At 56.6% G+C, this 13445-nt stretch carries 11 protein-coding genes and 3 tRNA genes; 7 read left to right on the top strand and 7 right to left on the bottom strand.

What is annotated here, in order from left to right:
- The first annotated feature begins 7 nt into the window (after window positions 1–7).
- Window positions 8–739 (top strand): LytR/AlgR family response regulator transcription factor, encoded by a 732-nt coding sequence (locus AACV31_RS00070; RefSeq protein WP_015741999.1) that lies wholly within the window; start codon window positions 8–10, stop codon window positions 737–739.
- A 36-nt stretch (window positions 740–775) separates the two neighbouring features.
- Here the strand turns inward: AACV31_RS00070 and glk are convergent, their stop codons facing one another.
- Entirely contained in the window at window positions 776–1741 is a 966-nt protein-coding gene (glk, locus tag AACV31_RS00065) for a glucokinase (RefSeq protein ID WP_015742000.1), read from the bottom strand.
- A gap of 153 nt (window positions 1742–1894) precedes the next feature.
- Window positions 1895–3562 (bottom strand): alpha-keto acid decarboxylase family protein, encoded by a 1668-nt coding sequence (locus AACV31_RS00060; RefSeq protein WP_165154987.1) that lies wholly within the window; start codon window positions 3560–3562, stop codon window positions 1895–1897.
- 220 nt (window positions 3563–3782) lie between these two features.
- Between AACV31_RS00060 and mgrA the strand changes: the two genes are divergently transcribed.
- Together mgrA and AACV31_RS00050 are read left to right on the top strand one after the other, a co-directional pair.
- Window positions 3783–4772 (top strand): L-glyceraldehyde 3-phosphate reductase, encoded by a 990-nt coding sequence (gene mgrA / locus AACV31_RS00055; RefSeq protein ID WP_105538818.1) that lies wholly within the window; start codon window positions 3783–3785, stop codon window positions 4770–4772.
- A 135-nt stretch (window positions 4773–4907) separates the two neighbouring features.
- The gene (locus AACV31_RS00050) at window positions 4908–5264 is read left to right on the top strand and encodes a DUF2502 domain-containing protein (RefSeq protein WP_075198295.1); all 357 of its coding nucleotides are present in this window, start codon (window positions 4908–4910) and stop codon (window positions 5262–5264) included.
- A gap of 55 nt (window positions 5265–5319) precedes the next feature.
- Here the strand turns inward: AACV31_RS00050 and AACV31_RS00045 are convergent, their stop codons facing one another.
- Entirely contained in the window at window positions 5320–6558 is a 1239-nt protein-coding gene (locus AACV31_RS00045; RefSeq protein ID WP_032806669.1) for an Nramp family divalent metal transporter, read from the bottom strand.
- Between the two features lie 356 nt (window positions 6559–6914).
- On the opposite strand from AACV31_RS00045, the gene AACV31_RS00040 reads away from it, so the two are divergent.
- A complete protein-coding gene (locus AACV31_RS00040) occupies window positions 6915–8099 on the top strand; it encodes a NupC/NupG family nucleoside CNT transporter (RefSeq protein ID WP_007700237.1) in 1185 nt (394 codons plus the stop codon).
- 43 nt (window positions 8100–8142) lie between these two features.
- Here the strand turns inward: AACV31_RS00040 and AACV31_RS00035 are convergent, their stop codons facing one another.
- The 3 genes from AACV31_RS00035 to AACV31_RS00025 all read right to left on the bottom strand — a co-directional run bounded on the left by AACV31_RS00035 (window position 8143) and on the right by AACV31_RS00025 (window position 10696).
- Window positions 8143–10332 (bottom strand): EAL domain-containing protein, encoded by a 2190-nt coding sequence (locus tag AACV31_RS00035; protein ID WP_165154989.1) that lies wholly within the window; start codon window positions 10330–10332, stop codon window positions 8143–8145.
- Window positions 10333–10500: 168 nt separating this feature from the next.
- Window positions 10501–10576, bottom strand: a tRNA-Ala gene (locus tag AACV31_RS00030).
- 44 nt (window positions 10577–10620) lie between these two features.
- Window positions 10621–10696 (bottom strand) — tRNA-Ala (locus AACV31_RS00025).
- 218 nt (window positions 10697–10914) lie between these two features.
- Between AACV31_RS00025 and AACV31_RS00020 the strand changes: the two genes are divergently transcribed.
- Both AACV31_RS00020 and AACV31_RS00015 read left to right on the top strand, forming a co-directional pair.
- Window positions 10915–11274 (top strand): YfeC-like transcriptional regulator, encoded by a 360-nt coding sequence (locus AACV31_RS00020; RefSeq protein WP_221413617.1) that lies wholly within the window; start codon window positions 10915–10917, stop codon window positions 11272–11274.
- 3 nt (window positions 11275–11277) lie between these two features.
- Complete coding sequence (locus tag AACV31_RS00015; protein ID WP_165154991.1) at window positions 11278–11667, top strand: YfeC-like transcriptional regulator; 390 nt, start codon at window positions 11278–11280, stop codon at window positions 11665–11667.
- A gap of 25 nt (window positions 11668–11692) precedes the next feature.
- On the opposite strand, the gene gltX is transcribed toward AACV31_RS00015, so the two are convergent.
- On the bottom strand, window positions 11693–13108 hold the full coding sequence (gene gltX / locus AACV31_RS00010) for a glutamate--tRNA ligase (protein ID WP_007700256.1): 1416 nt from the start codon (window positions 13106–13108) through the stop codon (window positions 11693–11695).
- Window positions 13109–13368: 260 nt separating this feature from the next.
- Here gltX and AACV31_RS00005 point away from each other — a divergent pair.
- A tRNA-Val gene (locus AACV31_RS00005) sits at window positions 13369–13444 on the top strand.
- The last annotated feature ends 1 nt before the right edge of the window (window position 13445 follow it).

The raw sequence follows: 13445 nt of genomic DNA, 5'->3' as shown, positions 1-13445 counted from the left end.
GAATACGATGAAAGTCATTATCGTCGAGGATGAAGTCCTCGCGCAGCAGGAGCTGAACTGGCTGATTAAAACCCACAGCCAGATGGACGTGGTCGCCACGTTCGAAGACGGGCTGGATGTGCTGAAATACCTTCAGCAGCACGACGTGGACGCCATTTTTCTCGATATCAATATTCCGTCGCTGGACGGCGTGCTGCTGGCGCAGAACATCAGTAAATTCGCCCGCAAGCCGTTTATCGTGTTTATCACCGCCTGGAAAGAGCATGCGGTGGAGGCGTTCGAACTGGAAGCGTTCGACTACATTCTGAAACCGTATCAGGAGTCGCGCATAATCGGGATGCTGCAAAAGCTGGAAGCCGCTTTTGCGCAGCAGAGCGCGCCGCACGCCGCCGCGCCTGCCGGGCGCGAGAACGCGACCATTAATCTCATCAAGGATGAGCGGATTATCGTCACCGATATCAACGATATTTACTACGCCGAAGCGCACGAGAAGATGACGTTCGTCTACACGCGCAAAGAGGCGTACGTGATGCCGATGAATATCACCGAGTTTTGCAGCCGCCTGCCGGAGGCGCATTTCTTCCGCTGCCACCGCTCCTACTGCGTCAACCTGAATAAAATCCGCGAGATCGAGCCGTGGTTTAACAACACCTACATTTTGCGCCTGCGCGATCTCGATTTTCAGGTGCCGGTGAGCCGCAGCCGGGTTAAAGCATTCCGCCAGCTGATGCGCTTGTAAGGAATAACAAAAAGGCGCCACGCGGCGCCTTTTTTGTCAGAGGATCTGCCCCAGCGTCTGGCGCAGATGCGCGCCCGCGCCGAGCAGCCCTGGCTGGTCGTGAACAATCAGATAGACCGGAATATCCTGTACGTAGGTTTTAAAGCGGCCTTTATCTTCAAACCCGCCGCGAAAACCGCTGGAGGTGAAGAAATCCAGGAAGCGCGGCACGATACCGCCTGCGATGTAGACGCCGCCAAAGGTGCCGAGCGTCAGCGCCAGGTTGCCGCCGAAACGGCCCATGATGACGCAGAAGAGTGACAGCGCGCGACGGCAGTCGGTGCAGCTGTCATCCAGCGCGCGTTCGGTGATGTCTTTTGGACGCAGGTTGTCCGGCAGACGGCCATCGGCTTTGACAATCGCGCGGTAGAGGTTCACCAGGCCTGGCCCTGACAGCACGCGCTCGGCGGAAACGTGGCCGACTTCGGCGCGCAGCTGCTCAAGAATAATCGCCTCTTCTTCGCTGTTCGGCGCGAAATCGACGTGGCCGCCCTCGCCCGGCAGGCTCACCCAGCGCTTATCGACATGCACAAGGTGCGCGACGCCAAGCCCGGTGCCCGCGCCATAAACGGCGATCGGTTTATTGGGCTGCGCTTCGCCGCCGCCGAACTGGATCAGATGGTCGGTTTTGAGCATCGGGATCGCCATGGAAACGGCGGTGAAATCGTTAATAATTTCCAGATGATCGAAGCCGAGATTCTTTTTCATTTCGGCGACAGAAAACGCCCAGACGTGGTTAGTCATCGCCACCCAGTCGCCGGTAATCGGACACGCAATGGCGATACAGCCATCCGTTACCGTGGCGTTATGCTCTTTCAGATACACCCGCACCACCGCTTCAAGGCTCGGATAATCAAGGCCGGAATAAGTTTTCGCCTTGAGTATCTCGCCGCTGTCTACGTCGCACAGCGCTAAGCGTGCGTTGGTGCCGCCTACGTCTCCCACCAAAGCATATTTGGTCATTCTGTTGCTGCTCCGCTAAATACAAAATAATCTTGGCACACTCTAAATTCCCGGCGCCTGAACAACAATGACCATAGCATAAGTGCCCCGCGTTTAGAGACTTACATCACAGATTACCTTGAACGTTTCAGCATCTTCTGTACCGAAAGGCGCTTATTCATCCTGCGCGCCGTTGCGGGCCTCCAGCGCCCGGCTGACGGCATCAAGCAGCGGCGGCACATCGTCGCGCGGCAGCATCACTTCAATTAACGACAACCGCTCGGGCCGCGACAGGCGTTCCAGCACGTCTTTGAGTTGCGCCGCGTCGCTAACCCGCCAGCTTTGCGCCTGGCTGTCGGCATGCAGCGCGTGCGGCAGTTTCGTCCACTGCCACGGGGCGATGTCGTTATAACGCTGCGTCGCGCCGTGAATGGCGCGCTCGACGGTGTAACCGTCGTTATTGAGCACCATCACGACCGGGGCCTGCCCGTCGCGCAGCATCGATCCCATTTCCTGAATAGAAAGCTGCGCCGCGCCATCGCCGGTAATCAGCACCACACGGCGGTTCGGACAGGCGGTCTGCGCGCCGAACGCGGCGGGCAAGGCGTAGCCTATCGAGCCCCAGAGCGGCTGCACCAGAAAATCGCAGCCAGCGGGCAGACGCAGCGCGGCGGCGCCAAACGCGGCGGTGCCCTGATCGACCGCGATGATATCGCCTGGCTGTAAAAAGGCCTCGATCAATGGCCAGAAATTCTGCTGGGTCAGCGCGCCCGCGGCGGCGGATTTTATTGCAGGCGGCGTAACGTCCGGCGGCGTGAGGCGCGCGCTGTGGCGTTTGGTGATGTCATGCAGAATCGCCACCGCCTGATCCATGGCGATGCCGCTAAACCAGCGGTCGCCCACGCGGGTGGCCCAGGGCTGGACGTCGATGGTCTGGTCGCGCGTCAGGCGCTGGGTAAATCCGGCGGTGATGGTATCGGCAAACTGCACCCCGACGCAGATAACCAGATCCGCCTCTTCTATCGCCCGGCAGACCGCCGGATCGCTTGCCGCGCCGCTGTAGGTGCCCGTAAAGCCGGGCTTTGTTTCATCCAGCACGCCTTTGCCCATCAGCAGCGAGCTGTGCGGCATCGGCGTGTCGTCCATCCACTGGTGCAGCGCCTTTTGCACGCCGAAGCGCTGGGCCAGAAAATCCGCCAGCAGCGCCACGCGTCCGCCTTTGGCGAAGCGCGCCTGCGCCGCCTCGCGAAACGCGGCCAGTTGGGCATCGTCGCTCTGTGGGCGCGGCACTGTGATAGCGTTTACAGGCGAGGTCGCAGGCGCGCTTGCCACATCGGTCGGCAGCACCAGATAACCAGGGCGACGGGTGCGCAGCATTTCCGCTATCACTCTGTCGATTTCGCTACAGGCGTTCGCGGGAGTAAGCCAGCCCTGCGCGGCGGTGACTTCGCGGGCGATGCGCATAAAGTGATGAAAATCGCCGTCGCCCAGCGTGTGGTGCAGCACTTCGCCTTTGCGCTGCGCCGACTGACACGGCGCGCCAACGATATGCAGCACCGGCACCGCCTCGGCGTAGCTGCCCGCCACGGCGTTCAGCGCGCTCAGCTCGCCCACGCCATAGGTCGTCAACAGCGCGCCGATGCCGTTGCAGCGTGCGTATCCGTCGGCGGCATAAGCGCCGTTCAGCTCATTCGCGCAGCCGACCCAGGTGATACGCGGGTGGGCGATGACGTTATCGAGGAACAGCAGATTGTAATCTCCAGGCACGCCAAACAGGTGCTTAACGCCACATCCCGCCAGACGATCCAGCAGATAATCGGCAATACAATAGTTAGCTGGCATATTCGCCATCCTTTTTCAGGGGCCTGTAGTGAGTATTAGTGAAGTGTGATCGCTGTCCAGAATGCGGCAGCAAAAAGCGGTGGCAAGCAAGATTTACGCCCGTCGGGCGTGTAGGCTGTCAGCTTTCGCAATGGGTGTAACCGTATACACTTGCGGTATCGCTTTGCATCCTGACGCGATACTCAAACCGCACTGCAACCACGTACAGAGGTGAATAAGCATGGTTTATCAGGCAGATCCTGCGCGCTACGCCACGATGGAATACCGCCGCTGCGGACACAGCGGCCTGAAGCTTCCGGCCATTTCGCTCGGCCTGTGGCATAACTTCGGCGACGCTACGCTGGTAGAAACCAGCCGCCAGCTGCTGCGCCGGTCGTTTGACCTCGGCATCACCCATTTTGACCTCGCCAATAATTACGGCCCGCCGCCGGGCTCCGCCGAAAGCCATTTTGGCCGCATTCTGAAAGAAGATTTTCTGCCCTACCGCGACGAGCTGATTATCTCCACCAAAGCGGGTTACACCATGTGGGACGGCCCTTACGGCGACTGGGGCTCACGCAAATACCTGATTTCAAGCCTTGACCAGAGCCTCAGGCGCATGGGCCTTGAATACGTGGACATTTTCTATCACCACCGCCCGGACCCGGAGACGCCGCTCGAAGAGACCATGCGCGCGCTGGACCATATCGTGCGCCAGGGTAAGGCGCTGTATGTCGGCATCTCTAACTACCCGGCGGATCGCGCGCGCGAGGCTATCGACCTGCTGGCGCAACTCGGCACGCCGTGCGTTATTCACCAGCCAAAATATTCGATGTTTGAGCGCTGGGTGGAAGACGGTCTGCTGGATTTGCTCAAGGAAAAAGGCGTCGGCAGTATTGCGTTTTCGCCGCTGGCGGGCGGGCAACTCACTGACCGCTACCTGAACGGTATACCGGCGGATTCGCGCGCCGCCAGCGGCAGCCGCTTCCTGAATCCGGATCAGATAACGCCTGAGAAGCTGGAGAAAGTGCGCCAGCTGAACGCTCTCGCGGTGCAGCGCGGGCAGAAGCTGTCGCAGATGGCGCTCGCCTGGGTGCTGCGCGATGAGAACGTTACGTCGGTACTCATTGGCGCCAGCAAGACCAGCCAGATAGACGATGCGGTGGGAATGCTGGCGAAGCGCACCTTTACCGCCGAAGAACGTCAGGCGATCGAGGCGATACTCGCATAGTGCATGAGGTGACGCTGCTTTAGCAAAACGTGCGGTCATACCTGTTTTCGGAGTCGGAGCGATGCTGCAGAGATTTACAGGTCCGTAATATTACTGCAACAGGCCACTACGGCCCCGATCGTGAAGGAGATAAGTATGTTCAGGTCACTGATTCTTGCAGCAGCGTTACTGGCGGGTACGGCGCCGCTTATCGCCAGCGCTGGTGAAATCACCCTGTTGCCATCCATCAAATTACAAATTGGCGATCGCGACAATTACGGTAACTACTGGGACGGCGGTCGCTGGCGCGACCGCGACTACTGGCGCAATCATTACGAGTGGCGCGGCGACCGCTGGTGGCGTCATGACAATGGCCGTCATCGCGGCTGGGACAAACACCGCGGCTGGGATGACCGCCGGGCGTATGAGCGTGGCTATCGCGAAGGCTGGAGCGATCGCGATGACCGTCGCGGCTGGGATAAACATGGCCGCGGCCATGGTCATCACCACTGAGTTCACTCGCGTAATAACAAAAAAGGCAGGCCCGGAGCCTGCCTTTTTTACGTCGTTATAATCCGAGCACTGTGCCCACCAGTAGCCAGATATTCAGCGCTACCACCAGTACGACAATCGCCCAGCCGGTACGTTTCACCCACGGCGTGTTCACCAGCTCGCCCATCAGCGTTTTGTTGCTGGTAAAGAACAGCAGCGGCACCAGCGCCAGCGCGATACCAAAGCTCAGCAGCACCTGACTCATCACGAGAATGCGCGTCGGATCGAGGCCCATCAGGATCACGATAAACGACGGCGCCATTGTCACCGCGCGACGTACCCACAGCGGAATGCTGAAGCGCACAAACCCCTGCATCACCACCTGTCCTGCCAGCGTGCCCACCACCGTGGAGGAGAGCCCTGCCGCTACCAGACTTAAACCAAAAATGGTCGCCGCCGCGTGGCTCAGGAGCGGTTCGAGCGTCAGGTACGCCTGATCGAGCTCGGCCACTTTGGTATGTCCGCTGAAGTGAAACGCCGCCGCCGCCGTCGCCATCATCGCCAGATTCACAAAACCGGCGATGGTCATCGCGATCGCCACGTCCCATTTGGTCGCGGAGTAGCGCTCTTTACGCGAGCCGTCATGCAGGTTTTGCGTGAGCGACGAATGCAGATAGATAACGTGCGGCATGATGGTCGCCCCCAGCACGCCTGCGGCCAGGAACACGGCTTCGGAATTCGGCAGGCTTGGGATAAGCATCCCTTTACCGAGCGCGGCAAGCTTCGGCTGCGAGAAGAAGAGTTCGACAATATACGCCGCTGCCACAAACAGCAGCAGCCCGCCGATGACTTTTTCCAGCGGTTTTTGCCCGCGCTTTTGCAGCATCAGGATAAGAAACGTGGCGATACCGGTCAGCACCGCGCCCTGCAGGAGCGACACGCCAAGGATCAGCTTAAAGCCTATCGCCGCGCCGATAAATTCCGCGAGATCGGTCGCCATGGCGATGATCTCCGCCTGCACCCAGTAAAACCAGACGACCGGGCGCGGATAGTGATCGCGAATTTGCTCGGCGAGATTTTTGCCGGTAGCGATGCCAAGCTTGGCCGAGAGCACCTGAATCAGCATCGCCATCAGGTTCGCCCAGACCACCACCCACAGGAGCTGATAGCCGAAGCTCGCGCCCGCCTGGATGTTGGTCGCAAAGTTACCCGGATCGATATAGCCAATGGCAGCGATGAAAGCTGGCCCCATCAGCGCCAGCCTTAACTTCCGCGCTGTACGGCCACGATTTTGCTCAACGCGACTGTGGTTCATGCTCTGCCTCTGAAATATAGCCTTTGCTATGTTTCATGCTATCAAAATGAGAATGATTATCAAGCTCATTAAACCGGACAATCTCTGATGGCTCTGATAGCTGAAATCAATGAAAGGTGGGTTAAGATCGAGGAATACGCGGAAAAGTCTACCGCATGTGACCACGTATGTTAAAAGTGTAGCAGGAAAAGATAACCTTTCACTGCTTTACGTAACATCACATTTTTGTATGTTTGATCACTCTTTTCGTGTTTTGTCACATGACGTAACTATAGTGTGTTGCAGATCTCGTTTTCTAAATGGTTGTTGCATAGAATGTGCACGGAAATTAAACCTGCCTCATATTTGGAGCAAATATGTCCCGCGTTCTTCATTTCGTTTTGGCGCTCGCCGTTGTAGCGCTCCTTGCTTTGCTGGTTAGTCATGACCGCAAAAAAATTCGTCTGCCCTATATCGGCCTGCTGCTGGTTATCGAAGTGCTGCTGGCCTGGTTCTTCCTGAACTCAAACATTGGCCTGGGCTTTGTGAAAGGCTTCGCCGATATGTTTGAAAAACTGCTCGGCTTTGCTAATGAAGGGACTAACTTCGTCTTTGGCAAAATGAACGATGAAGGCCTGGCTTTCTTCTTCCTGAAAGTGCTCTGCCCTATCGTCTTTATCTCTGCGTTAATCGGTATTTTGCAGCACATTCGCGTTCTGCCGATTGTTATCCGGGCTATCGGTACGGTTCTCTCGAAAGTGAACGGTATGGGTAAACTGGAATCCTTCAACGCGGTAAGCTCGCTGATTCTGGGACAATCAGAAAACTTTATCGCCTATAAGGATATTCTCGGCAAGATGTCGCGCAACCGTATGTACACCATGGCTGCGACTGCGATGTCCACCGTGTCCATGTCGATCGTCGGCGCGTACATGACCATGCTGAAACCGCAGTACGTGGTGGCGGCGCTGATCCTGAACATGTTCAGCACCTTTATCGTCCTCTCCATCATCAACCCGTACCGTGTTGAAAATGAAGAAGATTTGCAGATGTCTAACCTGCATGAAGGGCAGAGCTTCTTCGAAATGCTGGGCGAGTACATTCTGGCAGGTTTCAAAGTGGCGATTATCGTTGCCGCGATGCTGATCGGCTTTATCGCGCTGATCTCCGGCCTGAACGCGCTGTTCGCCGCTGTACTGGGTATCTCCTTCCAGGGCATTCTGGGCTACATCTTCTACCCGGTTGCCTGGGTAATGGGCGTACCGGCCAGCGAAGCGCTGCAGGTGGGCAGTATTATGGCGACCAAACTGGTGTCCAATGAATTCGTCGCGATGATGGATCTGCAGAAACTGGCGGGCACTATCTCTCCGCGCGCGGAAGGCATTCTGTCGGTATTCCTGGTTTCCTTCGCGAACTTCTCCTCTATCGGCATCATCGCTGGCGCTATCAAAGGCCTGAATGAAGAGCAAGGCAACGTAGTTTCTCGCTTCGGCCTGAAGCTGGTGTATGGCTCTACGCTTGTGAGCGTGCTCTCCGCGTCTATCGCCGCACTCGTGCTGTAAGATAACGCGACGCAGTAAAAACCGGGGCCTGGCTCCGGTTTTTTTATGTCCTGCGCTCAAGCGGCTCAGGCTGCCCCGGCAGATAGCCCTGAATATACTCCACGCCAAGCGCGAACAGCAGATCGCGCTGCGCCGGGGTTTCAACGAACTCCGCTACCACCGTCAACCCGCGCGCCTTCGCCAGATCGCAAATCGATTTCACCACCAGCGCGTCAAACGTATTACTCACCACGTGACGGACAAAGCAGCCGTCGATTTTAATGATATCGGCCTGTAAGCTTTTGAGCCGCTCGAAATTGGCGTAGCCGGTGCCAAAATCATCAATCGCGATGCAAAACCCTCGCGCCTGCAAAAGCGCGATATTGTGCATGGTGTTTTCCGAGCCGGAGAGCGCCTGCTCTTCCGTTACCTCCAGAATCACCGCGCTAATCGGCACCTGGTAGCGCTCAAACAGCGCAATTGTCTGCTGGGCGATGCCCTGCTGTTGTAGCGTTAAGGGCATCAGGTTAACGGAAAAGCGCGCGCCCGGGCGCGTTTGCGGGTGCGCGTGCAGATATTTCAGGAGTTTCTCCAGCACCTGCATATCAAAACGCGCGCTGAGGTTAAAACGGGCGATCAGCGGGATAAATTTCGCGGGCATAATAAGCTCGCCATCGCACTCAAGCCGCGCCAGGATTTCAGCATACCCCTCCCCCTGCGCATTGCGTATCGGCTGCGCGAACAGCGTGACGCCATCCTCAGAGAGCGCGCGTTTTACCTTCTGCAGCATCAGCACCGGCTCGCTGGTTTGCCCGGAAATGCCCTGGCTGCGGCTCTCCAGCGCCACCACCGGCTCGCCGGGCTGTGCAAGTTCCGCGAGATAACTCAGTTGCCCGATGGTGCGGTAAAGCTCCTCTGGCGCCTGCACCTGATGTACCGGCGCCCAGGCGGCGCCATAGTCGAGGTCAAGCGGCGTGCCGTTCCACTGGATACGTTTGCTGTTCAGCAGATCCACCATGTGCCGCAACCGGTTATGCGGCTCAGGGCCTGACAGCCAGATAAGCAGGTCGCTGTCCGGTAACTGAAAGACTTTTTCGCCGGCGTTCAGCCAGGGCAGCAGGAGCGTCGTCACCTCTTTTTTGCACTGGATACGCATCATCAGGCCATAGTGACGGCTGAGAAATTCAAGATTGGTCACACGCAGGCAGCAGAGCGCGCCGCCAGAGGCGCTTTGCAGGTGCCGCTCCAGCGCGCGCAGGTTTGGCAATCGCGTAAGGGGATCGGTCAATGCCAGCATACGATATTGCCGTTTCATCCATTCATTTTTGTTAAAAATGACCGTCATGAAACGCATCGAAACTGCAAATGCAATAAAGCCAGACAGCATAAACGCCAGTAAAAAGCCGTTTTTATCTGCCGGTAAAAAGCTGTTGGAGCTACCCATTAACAATAATAAAGCAACAGACCAGAGCAGTGTAATGAGCACGGGACCGATGAGAAAAATCCCGGTGGTAAATAAAACGAAAATGACCGGCAGCGTATAAATCGAAATTAAAAAAACTTTAAAGGGCAGCAGAAAGAGCGTTAGCAGAATGAATACCGAGGCAAACCAGCCTGTGGCCAGCAACTTTTTTTCCGGCGCGAGCAGCGGAATTATGCAGCGGCGCCAGAACGCGCGGGCAAACACCGGGCTTAGCGCCATGCGGACCGGATAATAAAAAATATCGACGAAGATGACCGATGCCGCCATTAAACCCTGAACGGTGACAATACTGTAAAACGACGTGCTTTCGCCAAAATAAGACGCAATAACCTGAGGATAATCAAGCCAGTGTCCTGAAATCACCATTAAGAGCTTGATCAGACAAGGCGCCATCAGGCCGGTCAGGAAGAGGCGTAACCCCGCTCCGCGACGGGCCATCGCAAAGCGCCAGCGCGGGCCTTTCAGGGCGCGGCACAAGCCGCACGCCAGTATAATCGGCAATAAAAAACTCGCGATGAACGCCAGCAGTTGTTGGCTATTTAGCGGGAAAAACCAGCCATAAAAAAATAAAAAGGAGAGCGCCAGAGGGAGTAAGGCATAGCGGCCGAAAAGATAAATCATCGCCAGCATCAGGCTGAGCGGTAAAAACGTTAAATATATTCCCGCGCCATCGACAATAGCCTTTGGCGATAACAGGCGCGCTAGCGGCAACAACAGGACGCACAGCAACAACGCAATGCCTGACTTACGCAAACCGTGGCGATAATTCATAAGAAGCTTCTTACAGGCATGGCGGCGTTTCAACAGACTTTAATGATAAAAACCTTTCGCCAGGCTGGCAAGAAAATGGGGAATGTTCAGAAGAAGCGGCAGATGACGAGTAGAAATTATCCCCCCTTAAAAGCAAAAACCCCCGCCATAAGGCGAGGGTTTCGATTTTGGTGGAGCTAAGCGGGATCGAACCGCTGACCTCTTGCATGCCATGCAAGCGCTCTCCCAGCTGAGCTATAGCCCCACGAGATTCTGGTGTTACTGACCAAACCTGTTGGGATAAAGGTTTGGTGGAGCTAAGCGGGATCGAACCGCTGACCTCTTGCATGCCATGCAAGCGCTCTCCCAGCTGAGCTATAGCCCCGTCGGAACACCTTGTCGCGTTGACGGGCGGGATAATAAGAATTCCACCGGACAGTGTCAACGCCAAATTCATCTTTGCATTTCAAGTGCCGAAAAAGCCAGCAAAAAGGTTCCAAAAAACCGCATCTCCCGATACGCTAGTTATTCCCGTCACAGTTTCCTGTACTGTGTTCTTGTACGATAAACGACTAACAGGTTACATGTTGAAAAGGATGAGTCATGGTCAAGGATCGAATGACCCCGGACGAGCTGGCGCATTACACCGGATATAGCCGCCAGACGATCAATAAATGGGTGCGCAAAGAGGGCTGGCACACGTCGCCGAAGCCCGGCGTACAGGGCGGCAAAGCGCGCGTGATTCATGTTGATGAACAGGTGCTGGCGTTTATCCGCAGCGCCCGTCGCGTCTCTGATAACGTCGCCACCTATACAGCGTCTGTCGACGCGCCCCTGGAAAATCTGCTGCTGAACTCCCTGAAAGAGATGAGCCAGTCAGAGCAAAGACAGCTGACCTCGTTACTGCTGCGTGAAGGCATTGCCGGCCTGTTGCAGCGTCTGGATATTCGCCACACGGATTAAGCCATGAACCGATTTACACGCTGGATGACGGCGAAAGAACTGGGCGAGCTGACGGGCTACACGGCGCAGACCATCAGCGGCTGGGCGCGGAAGTACGGCTGGAAGCGTATTCCGCTCAAGGGGCGTAAAGGCGGCGCGCAGTTAATTCTTATCACGCAGCAGGTGTATGACTATTTTCTGTCCACCGATAAGCTGCGCTACTCAGCCCACCTCTATAGCCGCGTCGAAGAGAACGATGCGCCCTACGTGACCTGGGATAACGAAATGATGGCGCAGTTTATCCGCACGCTGGAGATGCTGAACCCGCAGGAGCAGGCGCGCCTGAGCGAGTTGATTAATGAAGAAGGAACGGACGGTCTGGTGACAAGGCTCGGCCTTCGCAACGAAAAGTAAAAGCCGGCTTGCGCCGGCTTTTTTATTACTGCTGGTTTTCGCGTTCGGCGATAAAGGCCAGCGCTTTGTTGATACGCTCTACGCTTCGGGATTTACCAATCGCGTGAACGGTCACGTCCAGGCCCGGCGATTGCCCTGCCCCGGTCACCGCGACGCGCAGCGGCATACCTACTTTACCCATGCCCACTTCCAGCTCATCGGCGGTCGCCTGAATGGCGTGATGCACATTTTCAGCGGTCCAGTCGGTCAGCGCAGCGAGTTTATCACGCACCACTTCCAGCGGCTGACGCGCCACCGGACGCAGGTGTTTTTTCGCCGCGTCGGCGTCGAACTCGCTGAAATCTTCATAGAAGTAGCGGCAGGTCTGCGCCATCTCTTTGAGGGTTTTGCAGCGCTCGCCCAGCAGTTTGACCAGCTCCGCCAGCTGCGGACCGTTGCGGGTATCGATGTTTTCCTGCTCGATATGCCACTGCAGATGCGTCGCCACATATTCCGGCGCCAGCGTGTTGATGTAGTGGTGGTTGAGCCACAGCAGTTTATCGGTGTTGAACGCGCTCGCCGATTTGCTCACTGCATCAAGCGCGAAGAATTTGATCATCTCCTCACGGGAGAAAATTTCCTGATCGCCGTGGGACCAGCCCAGACGCACCAGATAGTTCAGCAGCGCTTCCGGCAGATAGCCGTCGTCGCGATACTGCATGACGCTGACCGCGCCGTGACGTTTGGAAAGTTTTTTACCGTCATCGCCGTTGATCATAGAAACGTGCGCGTACAGCGGCACCGGCGCGCCCAGCGCTTTCAGGATGTTGATCTGGCGCGGGGTGTTGTTGATATGGTCTTCGCCGCGGATCACGTGCGTGATTTCCATATCCCAGTCATCCACCACCACGCAGAAGTTGTACGTCGGGGAGCCGTCAGTACGACGGATGATCAGATCGTCGAGTTCAAGGTTGCTGAATTCAATCGGGCCGCGGATCTGATCGTCAAATACGACGGAGCCGTCCTGCGGGTTCGCAAAACGCACGACGCAAGGCTCATCGTCAGCGTGATGCTCATGGCTGTGACGGCAGCGGCCGTCATAACGCGGCTTCTCGCCCTTCGCCATCTGTTCTTCGCGCAGCGCTTCCAGACGCTCTTTCGAGCAATAGCACTTATACGCCGTACCCGCCGCCAGCATTTCATCAATCACCGCGTTGTAGCGATCGAAACGTTTGGTCTGGAAATACGGGCCTTCATCCCACTCCAGGCTCAGCCAGTTCATCCCATCCATAATGGCTTCGATGGCTTCCGGCGTGGAGCGCTCAAGATCGGTGTCTTCAATGCGCAGCACAAATTCGCCGCCCTGATTGCGGGCGAAAAGCCAGGAATAAAGAGCGGTACGGGCGCCACCGACATGCAGATAGCCGGTCGGGCTTGGCGCGAAGCGGGTTTTGATTTTCATTGATTGGCCTTAGTGTTAAACAATGCCATTAAGCGGCACATGCCAGGGAGTGACAAAGTGGGCAATATTCTACCACCGTGCGCTGATTCCTCAATGTTGATACCTTCCGCCCCCTATTTTCAGGCGTTATCTGTTGAGAAATCATACCTTAACGCCCAGAAAACCGGCGCACTGTCTAATTTTACGACGAACAAACAAAAACTTTGGAAAAGGCGTTGACTCATTTTCAACTCTCCCTATAATGCGACTCCACACAGCGGGGGTGATTAGCTCAGCTGGGAGAGCACCTCCCTTACAAGGAGGGGGTCGGCGGTTCGATCCCGTCATCACCCACCAC

The sequence above is a fragment of the Cronobacter sp. EKM101R genome, assembly GCF_963888145.1.
Taxonomy (GTDB): Bacteria; Pseudomonadota; Gammaproteobacteria; order Enterobacterales; family Enterobacteriaceae; genus Cronobacter; species Cronobacter turicensis.
This window is presented reverse-complemented; position numbering and strand designations above follow the sequence as displayed.

What these genes read in the sequence shown, in the direction of transcription:
- AACV31_RS00070 (WP_015741999.1), top strand. Translation starts at nt 8, where the DNA reads ATGAAAGTCATTATCGTCGAGGATGAAGTCCTCGCGCAGCAGGAGCTG.
- glk (WP_015742000.1), bottom strand. Translation starts at nt 1,741, where the DNA reads ATGACCAAATATGCTTTGGTGGGAGACGTAGGCGGCACCAACGCACGC.
- AACV31_RS00060 (WP_165154987.1), bottom strand. Translation starts at nt 3,562, where the DNA reads ATGCCAGCTAACTATTGTATTGCCGATTATCTGCTGGATCGTCTGGCG.
- mgrA (WP_105538818.1), top strand. Translation starts at nt 3,783, where the DNA reads ATGGTTTATCAGGCAGATCCTGCGCGCTACGCCACGATGGAATACCGC.
- AACV31_RS00050 (WP_075198295.1), top strand. Translation starts at nt 4,908, where the DNA reads ATGTTCAGGTCACTGATTCTTGCAGCAGCGTTACTGGCGGGTACGGCG.
- AACV31_RS00045 (WP_032806669.1), bottom strand. Translation starts at nt 6,558, where the DNA reads ATGAACCACAGTCGCGTTGAGCAAAATCGTGGCCGTACAGCGCGGAAG.
- AACV31_RS00040 (WP_007700237.1), top strand. Translation starts at nt 6,915, where the DNA reads ATGTCCCGCGTTCTTCATTTCGTTTTGGCGCTCGCCGTTGTAGCGCTC.
- AACV31_RS00035 (WP_165154989.1), bottom strand. Translation starts at nt 10,332, where the DNA reads ATGAATTATCGCCACGGTTTGCGTAAGTCAGGCATTGCGTTGTTGCTG.
- AACV31_RS00020 (WP_221413617.1), top strand. Translation starts at nt 10,915, where the DNA reads ATGGTCAAGGATCGAATGACCCCGGACGAGCTGGCGCATTACACCGGA.
- AACV31_RS00015 (WP_165154991.1), top strand. Translation starts at nt 11,278, where the DNA reads ATGAACCGATTTACACGCTGGATGACGGCGAAAGAACTGGGCGAGCTG.
- gltX (WP_007700256.1), bottom strand. Translation starts at nt 13,108, where the DNA reads ATGAAAATCAAAACCCGCTTCGCGCCAAGCCCGACCGGCTATCTGCAT.